The sequence below is a fragment of the Acidovorax delafieldii 2AN genome, from assembly GCF_000175235.1.
GTDB lineage: Bacteria > Pseudomonadota > Gammaproteobacteria > Burkholderiales > Burkholderiaceae_C > Acidovorax > Acidovorax delafieldii_B.
This window is the reverse complement of the sequence record NZ_ACQT01000060.1, coordinates 1-19,247: the sequence shown is the minus strand read 5'-3', so window position 1 is coordinate 19,247 and position 19,247 is coordinate 1. Positions and strand designations below refer to the sequence as shown.

At 59.8% G+C, this 19,247-nt stretch carries 18 protein-coding genes; 13 read left to right on the top strand and 5 right to left on the bottom strand.

Annotation, left to right across the window (positions count from 1 at the left end; genetic code table 11):
* A partial coding sequence (locus ACDELDRAFT_RS10130; RefSeq protein ID WP_005796231.1) for a MarR family transcriptional regulator occupies nt 1-361 on the bottom strand: 361 nt, incomplete at its 3' end.
* Between the two features lie 140 nt (nt 362-501).
* Between ACDELDRAFT_RS10130 and recA the strand changes: the two genes are divergently transcribed.
* Together recA and recX are read left to right on the top strand one after the other, a co-directional pair.
* Nucleotides 502-1,599, top strand: a complete 1,098-nt coding sequence (recA, locus tag ACDELDRAFT_RS10125) for a recombinase RecA (protein ID WP_005796230.1) — start codon at nt 502-504, stop codon at nt 1,597-1,599.
* A gap of 109 nt (nt 1,600-1,708) precedes the next feature.
* The gene (gene recX, locus ACDELDRAFT_RS10120) at nt 1,709-2,170 is read left to right on the top strand and encodes a recombination regulator RecX (RefSeq protein WP_005796228.1); all 462 of its coding nucleotides are present in this window, start codon (nt 1,709-1,711) and stop codon (nt 2,168-2,170) included.
* Nucleotides 2,171-2,341: 171 nt separating this feature from the next.
* On the opposite strand, the gene argC is transcribed toward recX, so the two are convergent.
* Nucleotides 2,342-3,274 (bottom strand): N-acetyl-gamma-glutamyl-phosphate reductase, encoded by a 933-nt coding sequence (argC, locus tag ACDELDRAFT_RS10115; protein WP_005796227.1) that lies wholly within the window; start codon nt 3,272-3,274, stop codon nt 2,342-2,344.
* A gap of 170 nt (nt 3,275-3,444) precedes the next feature.
* On the opposite strand from argC, the gene sucC reads away from it, so the two are divergent.
* The 9 genes from sucC to ACDELDRAFT_RS24045 all read left to right on the top strand — a co-directional run bounded on the left by sucC (nt 3,445) and on the right by ACDELDRAFT_RS24045 (nt 14,110).
* Nucleotides 3,445-4,605 (top strand): ADP-forming succinate--CoA ligase subunit beta, encoded by a 1,161-nt coding sequence (gene sucC, locus ACDELDRAFT_RS10110; RefSeq protein WP_005796225.1) that lies wholly within the window; start codon nt 3,445-3,447, stop codon nt 4,603-4,605.
* Between the two features lie 15 nt (nt 4,606-4,620).
* Nucleotides 4,621-5,517 (top strand): succinate--CoA ligase subunit alpha, encoded by an 897-nt coding sequence (gene sucD / locus ACDELDRAFT_RS10105; protein ID WP_005796224.1) that lies wholly within the window; start codon nt 4,621-4,623, stop codon nt 5,515-5,517.
* A 124-nt stretch (nt 5,518-5,641) separates the two neighbouring features.
* Complete coding sequence (locus ACDELDRAFT_RS10100; protein WP_005796223.1) at nt 5,642-6,328, top strand: TerC family protein; 687 nt, start codon at nt 5,642-5,644, stop codon at nt 6,326-6,328.
* Nucleotides 6,329-6,509: 181 nt separating this feature from the next.
* Nucleotides 6,510-9,161, top strand: coding sequence for a CHASE2 domain-containing serine/threonine-protein kinase (locus ACDELDRAFT_RS10095; protein WP_005796221.1), 2,652 nt, complete (start codon nt 6,510-6,512; stop codon nt 9,159-9,161).
* Nucleotides 9,162-9,178: 17 nt separating this feature from the next.
* Nucleotides 9,179-9,967 carry a Stp1/IreP family PP2C-type Ser/Thr phosphatase gene (locus tag ACDELDRAFT_RS10090; RefSeq protein ID WP_040328715.1) on the top strand — a complete coding sequence of 263 codons (789 nt, stop codon included), beginning with the start codon at nt 9,179-9,181 and terminating at the stop codon, nt 9,965-9,967.
* A gap of 43 nt (nt 9,968-10,010) precedes the next feature.
* Entirely contained in the window at nt 10,011-10,664 is a 654-nt protein-coding gene (locus tag ACDELDRAFT_RS10085; protein ID WP_005796218.1) for an FHA domain-containing protein, read from the top strand.
* A 103-nt stretch (nt 10,665-10,767) separates the two neighbouring features.
* Nucleotides 10,768-11,553, top strand: coding sequence for an MBL fold metallo-hydrolase (locus ACDELDRAFT_RS10080; RefSeq protein ID WP_005796217.1), 786 nt, complete (start codon nt 10,768-10,770; stop codon nt 11,551-11,553).
* A gap of 191 nt (nt 11,554-11,744) precedes the next feature.
* A complete protein-coding gene (locus ACDELDRAFT_RS10075) occupies nt 11,745-12,260 on the top strand; it encodes a pilin (RefSeq protein ID WP_005796216.1) in 516 nt (171 codons plus the stop codon).
* A gap of 77 nt (nt 12,261-12,337) precedes the next feature.
* Entirely contained in the window at nt 12,338-14,110 is a 1,773-nt protein-coding gene (locus ACDELDRAFT_RS24045) for a PglL family O-oligosaccharyltransferase (RefSeq protein WP_081470107.1), read from the top strand.
* Nucleotides 14,111-14,155: 45 nt separating this feature from the next.
* Here the strand turns inward: ACDELDRAFT_RS24045 and ACDELDRAFT_RS24040 are convergent, their stop codons facing one another.
* The 3 genes from ACDELDRAFT_RS24040 to moaC form a co-directional block, all read right to left on the bottom strand.
* Complete coding sequence (locus tag ACDELDRAFT_RS24040; RefSeq protein ID WP_005796214.1) at nt 14,156-16,444, bottom strand: tetratricopeptide repeat protein; 2,289 nt, start codon at nt 16,442-16,444, stop codon at nt 14,156-14,158.
* 6 nt (nt 16,445-16,450) lie between these two features.
* On the bottom strand, nt 16,451-16,744 hold the full coding sequence (locus ACDELDRAFT_RS25050) for a hypothetical protein (RefSeq protein WP_198403238.1): 294 nt from the start codon (nt 16,742-16,744) through the stop codon (nt 16,451-16,453).
* 148 nt (nt 16,745-16,892) lie between these two features.
* The gene (gene moaC / locus ACDELDRAFT_RS10070; RefSeq protein ID WP_005796211.1) at nt 16,893-17,381 is read right to left on the bottom strand and encodes a cyclic pyranopterin monophosphate synthase MoaC; all 489 of its coding nucleotides are present in this window, start codon (nt 17,379-17,381) and stop codon (nt 16,893-16,895) included.
* Nucleotides 17,382-17,447: 66 nt separating this feature from the next.
* On the opposite strand from moaC, the gene tfpZ reads away from it, so the two are divergent.
* A complete protein-coding gene (gene tfpZ, locus ACDELDRAFT_RS10065) occupies nt 17,448-18,206 on the top strand; it encodes a TfpX/TfpZ family type IV pilin accessory protein (RefSeq protein WP_005796209.1) in 759 nt (252 codons plus the stop codon).
* On the top strand, nt 18,206-19,247 hold a 1,042-nt coding region (locus ACDELDRAFT_RS10060), incomplete at its 3' end, for a M48 family metalloprotease (protein ID WP_005796207.1). The genes tfpZ and ACDELDRAFT_RS10060, both read left to right, overlap by 1 nt.

Below are 19,247 nucleotides of genomic sequence, written 5' to 3'. Positions count from 1 at the left end.
CACGCGGATCAGGCTCCCGGGTGACCAGGCCCCAGGCCGCGCACTGCTGCACCAGGGCGGCCATGGCCTGCTTGGTCATGCCGGCGCGCTGCGCCAGGTCGGTCAGCCGGTCACCCTCCAGCGCCAGGTGCCGCGTGATGTGCACATGCGCCGCCGTCACCTGGTCGCGCGCCGCCAGGTTGGACAGTGCCAGCGGCACCTCCACGTTGCGCGCCATGAGCTGGAGCACCCGGGCGTCGAAGCGGCGCAGCGCACTGCCCATGAGACGGCCCAGGTGGGTTTGTCGCCAGCGGTCGTCAACCGCCGGAATGGCTGGGACGGAGGGCGTGTTGAGGGGTGCAATGGATGCTGAATCAGCCATGCCATATTGTCAGGCAAACTGACTAAAAAATGCCTTATTCAGATTCGATTGCTCGCATAAACTACTGTTCAAGCATCCAGCCTGTGATTAACCGCAGAACGGTGCCAGCATCCAACCTGTTGTTTTTCAAGGAGTTTCTCATGGACGTCGCAGTCAAAGGCACCAACCCCGCATTGCCCGTGAACACGGAAAAGGCCAAGGCCCTGGCCGCCGCGCTCGCCCAGATCGAGAAGCAATTCGGCAAGGGCACGATCATGCGCCTGGGTGAAGGCGAGGTGATCGAGGACATCCAGGTCGTCTCCACCGGCTCGCTGGGCCTGGACATTGCGCTGGGTGTAGGTGGCCTGCCCCGTGGCCGTGTGGTCGAAATCTATGGCCCGGAATCGTCGGGCAAGACCACGCTCACGCTGCAGGTGATTGCCGAGATGCAAAAGCAGGGCGGCACCTGCGCGTTTGTCGACGCCGAGCACGCCCTGGATGTGCAGTACGCCCAGAAGCTGGGTGTGCAGCTGTCCGACCTGCTGATCAGCCAGCCCGACACCGGCGAGCAGGCGCTGGAGATTGTGGACAGCCTGGTGCGCTCGGGCGCCGTGGACCTGATCGTGGTGGACTCGGTGGCGGCCCTCACGCCCAAGGCCGAAATCGAAGGCGAGATGGGCGACGCCCTGCCCGGCCTGCAGGCCCGCCTGATGAGCCAGGCGTTGCGCAAGCTCACCGCCACGATCAAGAAGACCAACTGCATGGTCATCTTCATCAACCAGATCCGCATGAAGATTGGCGTGATGTTCGGCTCGCCCGAAACCACCACCGGCGGCAATGCGCTCAAGTTCTACGCCTCGGTGCGCCTCGACATCCGCCGCACCGGCACGATCAAGAAGGGCGACGAAGCCATCGGCAACGAGACCAAGGTCAAGGTGGTCAAGAACAAGGTGAGCCCGCCCTTCAAGACGGCCGAGTTCGACATCCTGTTCGGCGAGGGCATCTCGCGCGAGGGCGAGATCATCGACATGGGCGTGAACGCCAAGGTGGTTGAAAAGGCAGGCGCCTGGTACGCCTACAACGGCGAAAAAATCGGCCAGGGCCGCGACAACGCCCGCGAGTTCCTGCGCGAAAACCCCGACCTCGCCCGCGAAATCGAGAACAAGGTGCGCGAAAGCCTGGGCATTGCCCTGCTGCCCGCTGCCCTGGAAGCCGCCCCCACGGGCAAGCCCGCCAAGGGCGAGAAGGAAGACAAGTAAGGCCGGGGGACGAGCGCAACGCATGGCGCAACCGCCCCTTCAAGCCCAATCGGCTGCTGGCTCTTGTACGGCAAGCGCCAGCAGCTATACATAAGAGAGCATCCTGGCCATGGGCTTTGGCACCCTCTCCCTCAAGGGCCGCGCGCTGCGGCTGCTGGCCCAGCGCGAACATTCGCGCGCCGAACTGGCCACCAAGCTGGCGCGCCATGTGCAGGAAGGCGACGACCTGAACGGCCTGCTCGACGAACTGCAGGCCAAGGATTTCATCAACGCCGAGCGCGTGGCCGAATCGGTGGTTCACCGCCGCGCAGCGCGGCTGGGCACCCAGCGTGTGGTGCAGGAGTTGCGCAGCAAGGGGCTGGAAGATGACTTGGTGCGCGCCACGGCCGAGCGCTTGCGCGCCACCGAACAGGAGCGCGCCCAGGCTGTCTGGCTCCAACGCTTTGGCAGCGTGGCCGTCGATGCCCAGGAACGGGCGCGGCAGATGCGCTTTCTGGCCGCGCGCGGGTTCTCAGGGGACGTGGTGCGACGCGTGGTGCGCGACGGCAGCCCCGACGACGAGGCCGCGTGAAAGCACTGCAAACCGTGGGCGGCCCGCCGAAGCCCGCATTCCAGACGGGTGCGAGCCTTATAGGCCGCTAGCGCTTTATTGGCGGCCGCCGGCAGCTATCAAATAAAGAGCAAATCCGTCACCAGACTGGAATCGTCGGCGCTCCACCCCGCAGGCGCCGGGCCTGCACGATCACAAACCCAGCATCAACTGCAGGTTCTGCACGGCCGCACCGCTGGCGCCCTTGCCCAGGTTATCGAGGCGCGCCACCAGCACGGCATGGCGGTAGGTTTCGTTGGCAAACACGCGCAGCTCCAGCTTGTTGGTGTCGTTGAGCGCGGTGGGCTCCAGCTTGCCGTCTTCCGTGGGCGGCAGCACGCTCACCCACTGGGCCGGCGTGTTGCTTTGCGCGTAGTGCGAGGCCAGGGCGTCGTGCAGGTCGGCCGCCTTGGGCTGGCCCGGCAGCAGATCGAGGTGCAGGGGCAGTTGCACCAGCATGCCCTGGCGGAAGTTGCCAACCGCAGGCACGAAGATGGGACGGCGCGTGAGCCCGGTGTATTTCAGGATCTCGGGCAGGTGCTTGTGCGACAGGCCCAGCGCATACAGCTCGAACGGCGCCGCCTGGCCTTGCTCGTAGGCCTCGATCATGGTGCGGCCACCGCCCGAATAGCCACTGACCGAAGGCAGCGCGAGCGGGAAATCCCGAGGCACCAGGCCCGCGTCGACCAGGGGCCGCAGCAGGGCAATCGCGCCGGTGGCATAGCAGCCGGGGTTGGAGACACGCAGCGCCTCGCGCACGGCCTGTGCCTGCCCGGCAGCGAGCTCGGGAAAACCGAACACCCAGCCGGCTGCAGTGCGGTGCGCCGTGCTGGCGTCAATCACCTTCACCTGGCGGCCGGTGGTCTTTTCGATGTCATCGACCATGGCCACGGTGTCGCGGGCAGCGTCGTCATGCAGGCAAAGCACCACCAGGTCCACGCCTTCAATAAGGGCGCGCTTGGCGGCCGGGTCCTTGCGCAATTCCGGGGCGATGCTCACCAGCTCGATCTGCGACATGGCCTGCAGGCGCTCACGGATCTGCAGGCCCGTGGTACCGGCTTCGCCATCGATAAAGATTCTGGACATCTAAGAGCTCCTGCAAAAAGGTGATCGCGTTCAGACCGCCCCTGTAAGCTTGCCACAAGGGATGGTGCATTGCAGCATGATACAGTCGCCGGTTGCCATGTCCCCAGCCCGCGGCCAGACACTTGTTCATGGTAAACGGGTAAATACCACCCTTCCCTGAGAGAGACCTCATGAAGATTCACGAATACCAAGGCAAGGAAATCTTGCGCAATTTTGGTGTGCCCGTTCCGCGTGGCATCCCCGCATTCACGGTGCAAGAAGCCGTGGAAGCAGCCCAGAAGCTCGGCGGCCCCGTGTGGGTCGTGAAGGCCCAGATTCACGCGGGTGGCCGCGGCAAGGGCGGCGGCGTGAAGGTCGCCAAGACCATCGACGACGTCAAGAAGCTGGCTGGCGACATCCTGGGCATGCAGCTCAAGACCCACCAGACCGGCCCTGAAGGCCAGAAGGTGCGTCGCCTGTACATCGAAGACGGCGCCGACATCAAGAAAGAACTCTACGTTTCGCTGGTCACCGACCGCGCCACGCAGAAGGTCGCCTTCATCGCGTCGAGCGAAGGCGGCATGGACATCGAGGAAGTGGCCCATGCCACGCCCGAGAAGATCATCACCGAGTACATCGATCCGCTGACCGGCATCACCGCCGACCAGTCCAAGAAGATTGCCGCAGCCATCGGCCTGTCGGGCGCTTCGGTGGACCAGGCTGTCGACCTGTTCGCCAAGCTCTACAAGTGCTACATGGACACGGACGCGTCGCTGGTGGAAATCAACCCCCTGAACTGCGATTCCAAGGGCAACCTGATGGCCCTGGACGCCAAGTTCAACTTCGACGCCAATGCGCTGTTCCGCCACCCCGAAATCGTGGCCCTGCGTGACCTGGACGAAGAAGACCCTGCTGAAGTGGAAGCTTCCAAGTTCGACCTGGCCTACATCAGCCTGGACGGCAACATCGGCTGCCTGGTGAACGGCGCAGGCCTGGCCATGGCCACCATGGACACCATCAAGCTGTTCGGCGGCGAACCTGCCAACTTCCTGGACGTGGGCGGCGGCGCCACCCCCGAGAAGGTCACCGAAGCCTTCAAGATCATGCTCAAGAACCCCAAGGTCAAGGGCATTCTGGTCAACATCTTCGGCGGCATCATGAAGTGCGACACCATCGCCACCGGCGTGATCACCGCCTGCAAGGCCGTGAACCTGAACGTGCCGCTGGTCGTGCGCATGAAGGGCACGAACGAAGAGCTGGGCAAGAAGATGCTGGCCGAGTCCGGCCTGCCCATCATCGCCGCAGACACCATGGCCGAAGCCGCGACCAAGATCGTTGCTGCCGTCAAGTAAGCCCGGAGAACACACATGTCGATCTACATCAACAAAGACACCAAGGTCATCACCCAGGGCATCACGGGCAAGACCGGCCAGTTCCACACCGAGAAGTGCCAGGAATACGCGAACGGCAAGAACTGCTTCGTCGCCGGCGTGAACCCCAAGAAGGCCGGCGAGTCGATCTTCAACATCCCGATCTACGCTTCCGTCAAGGAAGCCGCGACGCAAACCGGCGCCACCGTGTCGGTGATCTACGTGCCCCCGGCAGGCGCGGCTGCCGCCATCTGGGAAGCTGTGGAAGCCGACTTGGACATGGCCATCTGCATCACCGAAGGCATCCCCGTGCGCGACATGCTCGAAGTGCGCAACAAGATGAAGGCCAAGGAAGCCGCCGGCGGCAAGAAGACGCTGCTGCTGGGCCCCAACTGCCCCGGCATCATCACGCCTGATGAAATCAAGATCGGCATCATGCCTGGCCACATCCACCGCAAGGGCCGCATCGGCGTGGTATCGCGCTCGGGCACGCTGACGTACGAAGCCGTGGCCATGCTGACCGAAGTGGGCCTGGGCCAGTCGACGGCCGTGGGCATTGGTGGCGACCCCATCAATGGCCTCAAGCACATCGACGTGATGAAGGCCTTCAACGAAGACCCCGACACCGACGCCGTCATCATGATCGGTGAAATCGGCGGCCCCGATGAAGCCGAGGCGGCCCAGTGGTGCAAGGCCAACATGAAGAAGCCGATCGTCGGCTTCATCGCCGGCGTAACCGCCCCTGCGGGCAAGCGCATGGGCCATGCAGGCGCGCTGATCTCTGGCGGCGCCGACACGGCCGATGCCAAGCTCGCCATCATGGAAGAGTGCGGTTTCGTGGTGACGCGCAATCCTTCGGAACTGGGCAAACTGCTCAAGGCCCAATTGAAGTAATTCGTAAGCAGAATTACGGACGATGCGGGCGTTGCCGCCCGATACACTGACGTCTCCAAAAAGCAGAAGCGCCCGCAACCCTGGTTTCGGGCGCTTCTTGCATTCATAACAGTGGAGTGAAGTCATGGAGTTTCTGCAAAGCGCCGATTTCTGGATCGGTCTCATCAAGATCGTCTGGATCAACATCATCTTGTCGGGAGACAACGCCGTCGTCATCGCACTGGCAGCACGCTCCTTGCCGCCCCACCAGCAGCGCAAGGCCGTGTTCTGGGGCTCGGGTGCCGCCGTGGTGCTGCGCATTGTTCTGACGGTGGTCGCGGCCAAGCTGCTCGAGTTGTCATTCCTGCAGATCATCGGCGGCTGCCTGCTGCTGTGGATCGGCCTGCAATTGCTGAGCGACGACGGCGACGAGGAAGGCGAGTCCAAGTCGTACGGCAATCTCATGGCCGCCGTGCGTACCATCCTGATTGCCGACCTGGTGATGAGCCTGGACAACGTGATTGCCGTCGCCGCCGCCGCCCACGGCAATCTGGTGCTCTTGGTGCTGGGCCTGGCGATCAGCATCCCGCTGGTGATCTTTGGCAGCACGCTGATGATCAAGCTCATGGAGCGCTTCCCCGTGATCGTGGTCCTGGGCGCTGCGCTGATCGGCTGGGTGGGCGGTGAAACCATCGTGAGCGATGCGTCGCTGCACGACTTCGCACTGGCGCATCCAGCCCTGCACTACATTGCCGCCGCGCTCGGCGCCGCTTTTGTGGTGGGCGTAGGCAAGCTTCTGCCCCGCATGCGCAAGGCCGAAGCCGCACAGTAACCAAGACGGCAGTGTGCCTGACAAAAATGGCAGGCACACTGCCCCAGACCGTCCGCCCAACTTGGGCGGGACGCATTCACCCCCGCTTTCGGGGGCTGCAGACGCCGCAAACCGAACAATATAGGCGGGCGCAGAAATTGCTTTTTAATCCTCAGTACAACCTGAGTGGACAAACAAGCAAGTGGGTAGACCAAGTTCGGCACGGCGGCTTTTCGGATGGCGAGCTGAAGGCATTTACTGCACCCTGGTTGTAGCCGCACTGGCTGCCCTTTACGGCACCACGGATTTCGCCCACGGGCCGGGGCGGCGCCTGTACGACGCGGCCGTCAGCGCCACGACTGCCCCCACTCTTCCAGAAATCGCACTGATCGCCATCGATGAAGCCAGCCTGGCCCAACTGGGTGGATGGCCGTTGCCGCGCGACACGTACGCCCGGCTGATCGATCTTCTGGCCTCGGCTGGGGCAAAGACCGTCGTGCTCACGACGCCATTCTTCGAGCCGCAGACCGACCGGGGCCTGTCCTATCTGCGCAAAGTCCGTGACAGTCTGGCGGCGCTGCCCGCAGACTCTGCGGCCACTGCCGACATCGCACGCACCATTGCCGAGGGCGAGATCGCCCTCGATACCGACAGCCGCCTGGCAGCCAGCATGCAGCGGGCCGGAAATGTCCTGTTGTTGTCGACCTATGCCGACGCAGGAAGCAGCACACCGGCGCCGTCTTACGCCCAACGCAGCATGCTGGCCGGTGCCGGCAACTTCGCCGCCCCTGCAGGTACCGCCCGCTACCCCATTCCGACACTGAGCCAGGCTGCGGCCGGGCTTGGCCACCTGCAACCGCACCTTGATGCCGACGGCACTGTGCGTCAACTGCCATTGCTGTTGCGCCAGGGTGGCGACGCCGCAGCATCATTGGCCCTGCTCACCACTCTGCGCAGCCTGCGGATGGGCATGGGAAGTCTCGCCCTTGACCACGCGCCGCCGGCCTTGCAGGCGGGAACGCTGCGCTGGCCTACCGGCGAGGAATCCTTCGTGCGGCCCCTGTTCCCGGCCGCCGGCAACGGGTCGTCACCCAGCACACTCTCTTTTGCTGACGTTCTGGCCGGAAAGGCAGCAACCGCGCAATTGCGCGACAAAATTGTGCTGATCGGGACCACCGCCCCAGGTCTGGCCCCGGAATGGCCGGTGCCGGGGGGACAGACTCTGGCGCCCGTGGAGGTACTGGCCCATCTGGTATCGGGCATCCGCCAGGGGCGCATGGTCGCTGAACCGTCATGGTCGATGTATGCCACCGGGGCCGCCGCACTGGCGGTGGCGCTGTATTGCGCACTGTGTGCACCACGCCTGCGGACTTCGCGGGTCACCTGCATCGGCGCAGTTGGTGCCGTAGCGCTGGTTGGCACTGAGTGGGGCACCCTTCGCTACATGCAGCAATGGGTACCTCTGGTCCCCGCCGCGCTCCTGCTGGCGGCCGGCACCGCGGCCATCTTGGCGCTGCGACTTTTCAAGAGCGTTTCGGGTGAGCCCAGCGCCGACCAGGCAACAGCCGAGAGTCACCGCATGATGGCGCTGGCGTTGCATGGTCAGGGCCAGCTCGACATGGCGTTCGACCGGCTGCGCCGCATCCCTCCCAGCGATGCGTTGATGGACAACCTCTACCATCTGGCCCAGGACTTCGAACGCAAACACGATTTCGCGAAGGCGCAAGCCGCCTATGAACGTATCCTGCGCCACGACCGGCTCTATAAAGACGTACGCGCCCGCTACAAACGCGCACGCGCCCTGGCGCAGGCTGAGCCAGCCAGCATGGTGTCGCCCCCCCCACCGCCTGTGTCCGTACCAGCTGAGGCAACGCTGACCACGCGGCCCATGCTGGGCCGCTACCAGATCGACAAGGAAATCGGCAAGGGATCAATGGGACTCGTCTACCGCGGCCTGGACCCCAAGATCGGCCGGGTGGTGGCCATCAAGACACTTGCACTGAGCCAGGAGTTCGAGGGCGAGGCGCTGGTCGACGCAAGAGCACGCTTCTTCCGCGAGGCCGAAACGGCAGGGCGTTTGCAGCATCCCTCCATCGTCACCATTTTTGACGCAGGCGAAGACCAGGAACTGGCCTATATCGCCATGGAGTTCCTGAAGGGAGCCGATCTCACGCAGGCTGGGCAACCCATGCACCTGCTGCCGGTGGAGCAGGTGTTGTCCATCATGGCACGTGTCGCTGACGCGCTGGACTATGCCCACGCCCATCAGGTGATACACCGGGACATCAAGCCCGCCAACATCATGTACGACGCCACTTCGGACACCGTCAAGGTGACCGACTTCGGCATCGCACGCATCACGGACTCAAGCAAGACACGCACCGGCCTCGTTCTGGGCACGCCAAGCTTCATGTCGCCCGAGCAACTCGCCGGCAAAAAGGTCGATGGCCGCTCCGACCTGTACTCACTGGGCGTTACGCTGTACCAGTTGCTCACCGGGGTGCTGCCCTTGCGCGGCGACTCAATGACCGAGCTGATGCACCGCATCGCCAATATGGAGCCGCCCGACGTGCGGCAGCAGCGGGCTGAGCTGTCCCCGGAAATCGCCCAAGTGGTAGCACGCTCGTTGCAAAAGCGGCCTGAAGCGCGCTACCAGACCGGGCGACAGTTCGCGGACGACCTCCGCTGGGCTGCGGCCTCAATGGCCCGGGCCCCAGAACTTCCCGACGAAGCACTCGTCTATGATGGGGCGCGCGATGCTGGTGGGCCTGACAGGATGGATTTCCAGGAAACCGTGATGGAACTTCCCGCTGTCCGGAATTCGGTACTTCCGCCGTCTTCGGATGCTCGATGACGCACGCGGCCAACTCCATGACCTATGATTTTTTTGCCCGCACCGATCGTGGGCGGGTGCGCAACAACAACGAAGATGCCGTGGCCGTCGACCGCGAGACCCAGGTGCTCATTCTCGCGGACGGAATGGGCGGGTACAACGCAGGCGAAGTGGCCGCCGGCATGGCCACGACCTTCATCCGAACGGAACTCTCCCGCTGGCTTTTGGAGGCCGCTCCCAATGCCCAGGCCACGGACATTCGCCGGGCGCTTGAAATCTGCGTGGAAAACGCAAACCACGCCATCTTGGGCGCATCGCTGTCCAACCCGCAGTACGCAGGCATGGGAACAACGCTCGTGGTGGGCGTGTTGCAGGGCGATCGATTGATCCTGGGCCATATCGGCGACTCACGCTGCTATCGCCTGCGCGATGGCGTGCTGCAGCAGATCACGCGAGATCATTCGTGGCTGCAGGAGCAGGTGGATGCAGGCTTCCTCACCCCGCAGCAGGCCGCTGCATCAAGCAACCGCAATTTAGTCACACGTGCCCTAGGGGTAGAGCCCCATGTGCAGATGGAAGTGAACGAATTCCAGGTGGCATCCAACGACCTCTTTCTGCTGTGCTCAGACGGGCTGACAGACATGGTTTCGGACGCAGATCTGGCAGACATGCTGCGAACCCCGCTCCCGCTCGAAGAAAAAGGCACGCTGCTCATCGACGCCGCCAATGCCCAGGGCGGGCGAGACAACATCAGCGTCATTCTGGTGCAGGCTGCGGCAGGCAGCAAGAAACGTGGCCTCATGTCGCGACTGCTCAGGGCGGCGTGATGGCCCATACCCGCATAACAAATCAACATACCAGGAGTGGATCATGCCCAGAATGATCGTTTCGATCGACAGCGTCGTCATCAAAGAGGTCGAATTGACCAAGGAGCGGACCACGCTGGGTCGGCGCCCCTACAACGACATCGTCATCGACAACCTGGCGATCAGCGGAGAGCACGCGGTCATCCACATGTCCGGTAGCGACGTCGAGATCGAAGACCTCGGAAGCACCAACGGCACCTATGTCAACGCCAAGGCCGTGAAACGGCAGGAACTGCGCAACGGCGATATCGTGGAAGTGGGCAAATACAAGATCCGCTTCCTGCAAGACGCCGAGGGTGAAAACTTCGAGAAGACCATGGTCTTCAAGCCGGGCATGGTTCCCCCCCTGGTTCCGGCTCGCCCCCCCGCCACGGTTGCAGCAGCGGCACCCGCCCCCCTGTCGGCGCTCATCCGCGTGATGTCGGGCGCTGCGGCCGGGCGCGAAGTTGCGCTGCTCAAGGTGGTCACTACCATTGGCAAGCCTGGGGTAGCGGTGGCATCCATCACCCGGCGCCATCAAGGATACGTCTTAGCGCATGTCGAGGGCCCGGACATGCCGCTGGTCAATGGCGCCCCCATTGGCGAGGCACCAGTTCCCCTCAAGAATGGCGATCGAATTGCCCTGGCGGGAACCGAAATGCAGTTTGAGCAAAGCTGAGATCTCAGGGGGTTACTTGCTGTGTTGCAGAGAAATCAGGTGCTACCCTGCAAATTCTGAGGGCGCGCTATCGCCCGCCTGAAGTTGGGAACAAGGTGGTGGCATGAAGGTGCGCGTTCTGGGATGCTCGGGAGCCATTTCGCAGGGCTGCCGAACCACATCTTTCCTTATTGATGGACACATCCTCATCGACGCTGGGACTGGCGTCGGGGACCTCACCCTGGAGGAAATGCACCGAGTCAACCACGTGTTTCTCACGCATTCCCACCTTGACCATGTGGCGGCCCTGCCGCTGATGCTCGACGCCGTGTCGTCAATGCGCGAAACGTCAGTCAAGGTCCATGCACTGGCGGACACCATCGCGGCACTACAAGCCCACATTTTCAACAACGTCATCTGGCCCGACTTCAGCCGCATTCCTCACCCTTCCGCGCCCTTCTTGGAATACAGTGCTTTAGAGGTGGGGCAACTACTGAACGTTGCCAGCATCGACATCGAGGTGCTTCCAGCCATGCACACCGTGCCCTCTGCGGGTTATGCACTGCGGGGCCGAACGGGCTGGTGGGTTTTCAGCGGCGACACAGCGCCCAATCCCGCATTCTGGCAACGCATCAACGACCTGCCGGTCGCCATGCTCGTGATAGAAACCGCCTTCAGCAACCGCGAGAAGGCACTGGCCAAACGCAGTCTTCATCTTTCACCAAAGACACTGGCGGACGGGTTGGCCCTGCTGTCGCCCCAACAGAGTTTTCCCATCTACATAAGCCACACCAAGCCGACCGAAACAGCCCTGATTTTTGATGAAATCTGCCGATCTGACAGAGCAAGCCCGAGCGCCGTGGCACACGACATCCGCTGGCTGGATGTGGGGAATGAATTCGATCTGTAAATTAAGATGCAGATCGTGACACTCGTGGCGCGACAAAATTGTCAACAGAACCCAGAATGGGGCGAAACCGTTACAGAAGATACGCTTTTTACCCTCGATGTTGTATCAATCGACACAACTGGTTGCACAACACTATTGGCACACTTCATGCGTCTGAACCTGCGCATTTGCAACTTTCCTAGGAGTTTTTCATGAAGCGTTCTATCCAGCAGGGTTTTACCCTGATCGAATTGATGATCGTGGTTGCGATCATCGGTATTTTGGCCGCAGTGGCTCTGCCTGCTTACCAAGACTACACCATCCGCGCCAAGGTGTCGGAAGTGGTTCTCGCAGCTTCGCAATGCCGCACCAGCATCACGGAAACGGTACAAACCACGTCGTCCACCGTACTTCCAGCAGCCAATGCATGGGGCTGTGAAGCAGGTGACACCGGCGGCGCCGATGCAAGTTCACCAACCAAATATGTTTTGAACATCGTGACGAGCAACACGGGCGTCATTACTGTTAAGACGCGCACTCTCACCAATGCGCCTGATCTGAAGGACGCTGCAGACAAGCAGATCCAGCTGGTTCCTTACAAGGGCGGTGCGACTCCCGCTGCCTTGGCAAATACCGATGTCGGCGTTCAGATTTTCAAGTGGGTATGCGGCCCCACCGCGACCAACGGCATGCCGGCCAAGTATCTGCCAGGCTCTTGCCGCGGCTAAAAGCGACTCTAGCGAAGCTCTAGCTCGTTAAAGTACAAAGTAAGCGATGCGGTATTACCGCATCGCTTTTTTTTTAATTGATCCATCCCGTCACCGTGCATCAGAAAACAATCGAATGGATTCTTGTCTGGTTTGGCAGTCTTTTGTGCATATCGTTGCTACTACCCAATCACTACCAACCTTGGCTCAGCTTCCATCAGGAAGGAATAGCGGCGATTGCCGTAATCCCTCTGATTGCGTGGTCACTCTGGCGTCAATACTCAGACCCCAATCCAAAATTGCCGTGGGCCGTTATTGCAGCCCTAATCGTCCCCGCGCTTGCAGTAGAACAATTGCTAACCCGGCAATTGATTTTCCACAGTGATGCTCTATTAGCCATTTTCTTCTCACTCCTGTTTGCGGGCTCAGTACTGAGCGGCAAAAATCTGGTTACCCGAGAGTCCTTCTCCACGCGCAAATCGGGTCTAAGTGCTTTCTGGTTTGCTTGGATCTGGGCGGGCATATTTTCAGTAGGAATTGCTTTACATCAATGGTTAAACCTGTCTTATTCCGGCCTATTTATCATTGATCTCCCCCCGAATGGCAGACCATTTGCAAATTTAGCACAACCGAATCATTTGGCAACACTGCTGCTGCTTTCCATCACCGGCATACTCTATGCATATCAAAGCAATAAACTAGGCGCATGGTCGACGTGTGCGGCAATCATATTTTTCTGTTTTGGGCTGGCAATGACCCAATCCCGCAGCGTACTGATTGGGCTATTAGTGGCACTAGTAGCATTTCACGTCACTCGATCTCGGTATCAACTGCGTCTGCCAGTGTGGTCGTTTGGTGCGTTAATTTTTACATTTCTGATATGTTCCATCCTGTGGCCCAGCGTAAATTCGGCCTTATTAATTGCCAATGAAACGCAATCCACCCTCGGTAGGACTGACCCTGGAGTGCGCGTAACCTATTGGCATTCTGCTTTGGAAGCCATCGCAATGCGACCGGTGGCCGGATGGGGATTTGGACAGATTGGCATGGCCCAACAGGCAACCGCCTTAAGCTATCCGGCGACCCATACATTTTTTTCCAGTACCCACAACATTCTCCTCGATTTGGTTCTATGGATGGGCATCCCAATTACGGTACTGGTCATTACTCTTCTATGGAGACATTTGCGCCAACAAAAGCTGCCTAACACAGACAATTCAGCCGCCTGGGCAGCGCTCACAGGAGTAAGCTGCATTTTCGGCCATGCCCTCGTAGAATTTCCCTTATTTTATACCTACTTCCTCATTCCCTTCGGATTTCTGCTGGGCATAATGAGTGGACGCGATGAATGCAAAATAACCAATTTATACGCAATAAAACTACATAAATTCTGCATACTATTCGTCGCAACAGTTGCGCCATTTATTTATACAAAAATGGCAACAGAATACTTCTCCTGGGAAAAAGATTCGCAAAATCTAAATTTCGAACTACAACAATACAAAAATACCGAGCCAGCATTTATTCCAGAATACGCATTGCTAGATCAAATCGCTGTAATGCACGAGGTTGCACGAAGCAAACCAGATCGCAATATGCGCAATACAGAAATACAAAATTTCAAAAAAAACGCGGAACGATACCCAAGTTCTCTCGCCTTACTTCGCTACGCTTATGCAGCGGCCTTGAATGGCAGACCGGATAAAGCCAGCCGGACATTAAACTTGCTTTGCAGTATGCACAGAGAAAATGTATGCGCCGCCGCCCGCGAAGAGTGGCAGCGGTTCGGCCAGGAAAAATGGCCCGAACTCAAAAATATCAAATTCCCGTCACCCGACGAGACTTTAAAAAATAAAGAAAAAACCAAGTAAACTCAAGAGCATGATAGGCAAATTCGCCGATATATTTGCATAGCTCTAGACACCAGAAATTTCAGTCAGCGCTTGCCCAAACGCCACTGCTGCGGAGCGATCATCGAAAATTCGTGACCGACAAGTCAACATTTTATTTTTCACGTCAAGACGGAGTGCCTCGTCGGCGCAAAGCCTCTCGGCCAACGCAACGTAATCCTCAGATGACGCCGCAACCCACTCATGCATTCCCATTTGCCGCAAAATTCCACTAGCAAAACGCCCACGTAGAAACGCACCTTCCCAAGCGACTACCGGAGTTCCCCGCTCAACTGCTTGCATTGAGGTGTTGAATCCCGAAAATCCCACGGTGTCGAGATAGACATCCGCTCGATCAAGCACTCCAAAAAAAACAGCTGGCGACAGCCAGGGAATAAACCGGACGTAATCGTCAAAACGCAAACCTGCATCTTCAAAAGACTTACGCAGACGATTCTCAAGCAACAGGCCAAGTGACTCGGTATTCGGACGAAAAAACACAAGCTTGCAGGGGCCACAACGCTTGGCAATTTGCACCCATAACATATCGTCCGCCGGGGCATATTTGAACGGAGTCCCCGCACATAATAGAATGCGGTCTTTTCCATCAATCCCCCACCGCGAAATATCAATTCGCTCAGGCGAAAGACCTAGGGGGCTATAGCAGCACCCCAAATTGGGCAGTTTGAGCAATTTTTCTGTGTAATGCGCATCGGCCCCTTCGGGTTCTAGGCCTTGCGCGCTTACAAAGACGTCAATGGTGGGAAGGCCCGTTGTAATAGGGTGTCCCCAACTGGCGATCTGTAAAGGCGCTAACCGAAGGGAGGCTAACCGCACAGTTGTCGCGTCCATTCCAATTTCCGGATAAACGAGCACATCCAGATGCGCCTCAGAGATAGCTTTCGCCCACTGGGGCCATCCCCATCTTGCCTGGTGGAACCGCGCCACGCGACGGGCCGCCCACTCGGTCTGTTCATCACGGCCGGGACCCGTGTGAAATATGTGAATTTCATACTTGGCAGGGTCGAGATGTTCTATCCAGCCCCGCACGATAGCCCGCCACACAGAGTGCTCATGCACGTGTGCTGAAACGATTCCTACCTTGCACTTGGAAGTTTTTTTGCCCACCGGTGTCGGGAGCCCCGCTTTACGTGCCCACGTTCCCATCTGAGATGCGCACAGCCCCCCATATTGAGAGAGAACTGAACGGTGGTTCCCCGGTATGTAGGCCAGATAATAGGGTTGCTGGGCACCCACAGCTTTATAGGCGTCGCTGGGCCGATGGACTCTAAACCATGCACACAATTTTGACAGTTCACGATCGAAGGCCGCTACTGCAAGGCCTTGCTCCCCAGCTGAAACAGCCACCGCAGGCAGTTGCGCCATCGTGTAACCCCAGCGGGCTTGAACATAATTGGCATTGAGCCGCAGCGCGGATTGGTATGCCAGACGCGAGGCAGCGACGTCGCCCGAGCCCATCAAGGTGTTCCCCAGCCAATATTTGGCATCAGCTTGCTTAGGATTGATTGCAATGGTGTGCTGCAGCCATCGACTTGCGTCGTCCCACATTCGTTGGTTCACCCGAATCATCGCCAAATTGAACGCTGGCTGGGTGAGCTCAGGCCTCAACTGCAGTGCGCGCTCAAGGCATTGCACTGCCTCTGCGAAACGACCACTGTCTTTTAAGAGCCCCCCCAGGTTTACCAGGGTTTCGACATGGTCAGCCTGAACTGCTAAGGCAAGCCGGTAATACTTTTCGGCCTCGTGAATTTCTCCACGACTTCGCAGCATGTTTCCATATTGATACTGCGCATCGACCCAGGAGGGTTCATTGGCCGCCGCCGTGCGCAGTAGGCACAAGGCATTATCTTCACGCCCATTGGCAAGAGCGAGCATGGCCAACTGGTAACTGGCCGCAGGATGCCCGGGAGCCATAACCAGAACTTGCTCGAACGCGGCCACTGCTGCGGATTTGCGCCCCATAGCCAATTTCGCCTGACCCAACGCAACAAGAATTTCGCAGTCAGAAGGATGCGCCAAGGCCGCATTCTCCAAGATCCGCAAGCCGTCGGCAGTCTTCCTCCTTTGCAGCGCGCCAAGGCCGTGTACCAGAAGCCCTTCTGGATCTTTGGGATTCTGTTCCAAACGAAGGCGTGCCACCTCCTCAGCAGCAGCCAATCTCCCGCCACGAAACAACAATAGAGCGCTCAATGGCTCAGGGGGTTGTGCGGAAACAATGTCGCCCGATGAAGCGGGCGTTGATAGCGGTCCATCGTTGGACGAGACGGATGATTTTCTTTTAAACCACTTCAGCATTCTTAATTACTGCAATCGAGTCGAAGTAATGGCCACAAGACGAACAATATCGTAGGCAAAATCCTTGCTGAAATTTTCAGAATATCCGACATCTTGGAGAGCTTCTTGCAAACGAGGACCGATTTTTGCCTTTTGGTATATATTCAACGGATGTTTGATTGAAAATTGTCTCGCGTGACTACGGATTTTGTCGTCCACCTTGGAAATCATCTTATCCGTTTGCTTTGCCGGTGTTTTTAAACCCTGAGGAGGAAGTGATTTTTGGAGCTCCATCACAATAAAAACCACGAAAGAGTCCACTTGGGACAGATCGAAAAATTTACCAAACATCAAAGTCAACCCCAGCAATATTTGCGACAGCTACATAATGGATAAAATTGCGATCCGGGAACGGCAATGACGATGGCACATACACCCAACATGTCCTGCTGTTTTTCATCTGACACATCTACTGCGCCACAAAACTCCCCGACTTCCCTCCATGCTTCTCCACCACGCGCACATCGTGGATGGACATCTCCCGGTCCACCGCTTTGCACATGTCGTAAATCGTGAGCAACGCTATCTGCACTGCGGTGAGGGCCTCCATTTCCACGCCGGTGGGCCCCACGGTTTCCACTGTTGCAGTGCAAAATATGCCAGTAGCCTCCGGTTTGCGTGCGCTGGCAGCTTCGAATTCGATAGCGACGCGGGTGAGCGCCAACGGGTGGCACAGCGGGATCAAATCACTGGTCTTCTTGGCGGCCTGGATGCCGGCGATGCGGGCAATGCCCAGCACGTCGCCCTTCTTGGCATTGCCGGCTTCGATCAAGGCGAGCGTCCCGGGCAGCATTTCGATGCGTCCACTGGCTACTGCAATGCGGTGGGTGGCGGCTTTCGCAGCCACGTCGACCATATGGGCCTGGCCTTGGGCATCAAAGTGGGTAAGTGCGGACATGGGTTAGAAACACGGCTGGCGGCAGCCGCTCAATGAACATTCCTCAGACGAAAGCATCATACGACCATGCATCAATGGAAAGGGCGCCTGCGCGCCAGCGGCATCCACCTGGGCATCAGCCTTTGCATTGCGGCGTTGGCGGCCGTGTTGGTATTTGGCCTGTGGTATCCCTATCCCTATCGCGAGATTTCGGGGGGACGCGAATTGTTTCTGCTGGTTGTGGCAGTAGACGTGGTGATGGGGCCGCTGATCACTTTCGCCATATTCAACCGCGCCAAGCCTCGGCGTGAGCTGCTGATGGATTTCACCGTGGTGGGCTTGCTGCAGATGGCGGCCCTCACGTATGGCCTATGGACTGTATTCGTGGCGCGACCGGTGCACTTGGTGTTCGAGTATTCGCGCATGAGTGTGGTCCATGCGATCGACATCGACGCCGGCCTGCTGGCCAAGGCACCCCCATCTTTGCAAAAGCTGCCGCTCACGGGCCCCACAGCCATCGGGTTGCGCCCCTTCCGGACGCCAGATGAAGAATTCGACGCCACGATGGCTGCGATGAGCGGTGTGCCGCTGTCCGCACGCAGCGACCTGTGGCAACCTTATGCCGACAGCGCTGCCGACATCCTTCGCCAAGCCAGGCCAGTGAGCGAGTTGCGCGCCCGCTTGGCTCCGCAGGCGGCGCTGATCGACCGCGCCATCGCCAACACGGGCAAGACCGCCGCGCAGTTGCGCTACCTGCCGTTGGTGGACCGCACCCATGCCTGGACCGTCTTGCTCGACAGCGAAACCGCCGAACCGCTCGGCTTTCTGCCCCTGGATCCATTCTGATGGCAATTTTTAGAAGAAATCGGGCTTCTGCGCTTATTTCACGAGCGCTTATTGCTCTTTTCTTAGGAGCAACTACCTGCCTGCCTGCCGTGGCCCAGACCAGCCTCCCGACACTGGGCGACGGCAGCGCCCTCACCACCGGTGAAGAGCGCCGCCTGGGCGATCGCATCATCCGCGAGCTGTACCGCGATCCTGACTACATCGACGATCCCGTGTTGATGGAATACGTGCAGGGACTCTGGCAGGCGCTGCTGGCGGCGGCGCGGGCGCGGGGCGAGCTCTCGCCCGAACTAGACGAACGCTTTGCCTGGGAAGTGCTGCTGGGGCGCGACCGCACGGTCAATGCGTTTGCGTTGCCGGGCGGTTACCTTGGGGTGCACCTGGGGCTGATCGGCGTGGTCACCACGCGCGACGAACTCGCGTCGGTGCTTGCCCATGAACTCAGCCACGTCACGCAGCGCCACATTTCGCGGCTGATGGCGCAGCAAAGCCGCCAGACGCCTCTGCTGCTGGGTGCCATGGTGCTGGCCGCATTGGCCGCCAGCAAGAACCCCGGTGCCACCCAGGCTATGGTGGTCGGCGGGCAGGCGCTGGCGATGCAGAACCAGCTCAACTTCTCACGCGACATGGAGCGCGAGGCCGATCGCATTGGCTACGGCCTGATGGAGCCCTCGGGATTCGCACCCCAGGGCTTCGTCAGCATGTTTGACAAGCTGCAGCAGGCCAACCGCCTCAACGACAACGGCTCGTGGCCTTACCTGCGCAGCCACCCGCTCACCACCCAGCGCATGGCCGACATGCAGTCGCGCCTACCCCCGGGAGGTGCAACGGCGCAGCCCGCGCCCACCCTGGAGCACGCCCTCGTGGCGGCACGTGCGCGGTTGCTTTCCAACCCGGGGGTGGATGTTCTGCGGCAGTGGATCGCTGAACCCCAAAGTACCGGCTTTGCCACCCAGCCCGCCCCCCGCCGCGCCGCAGCCCTGTATGCCGCCGCCCTGGGCAGCAGCCAGCTGAGGGACTTTGCCGCGGCGCGAACCGCGC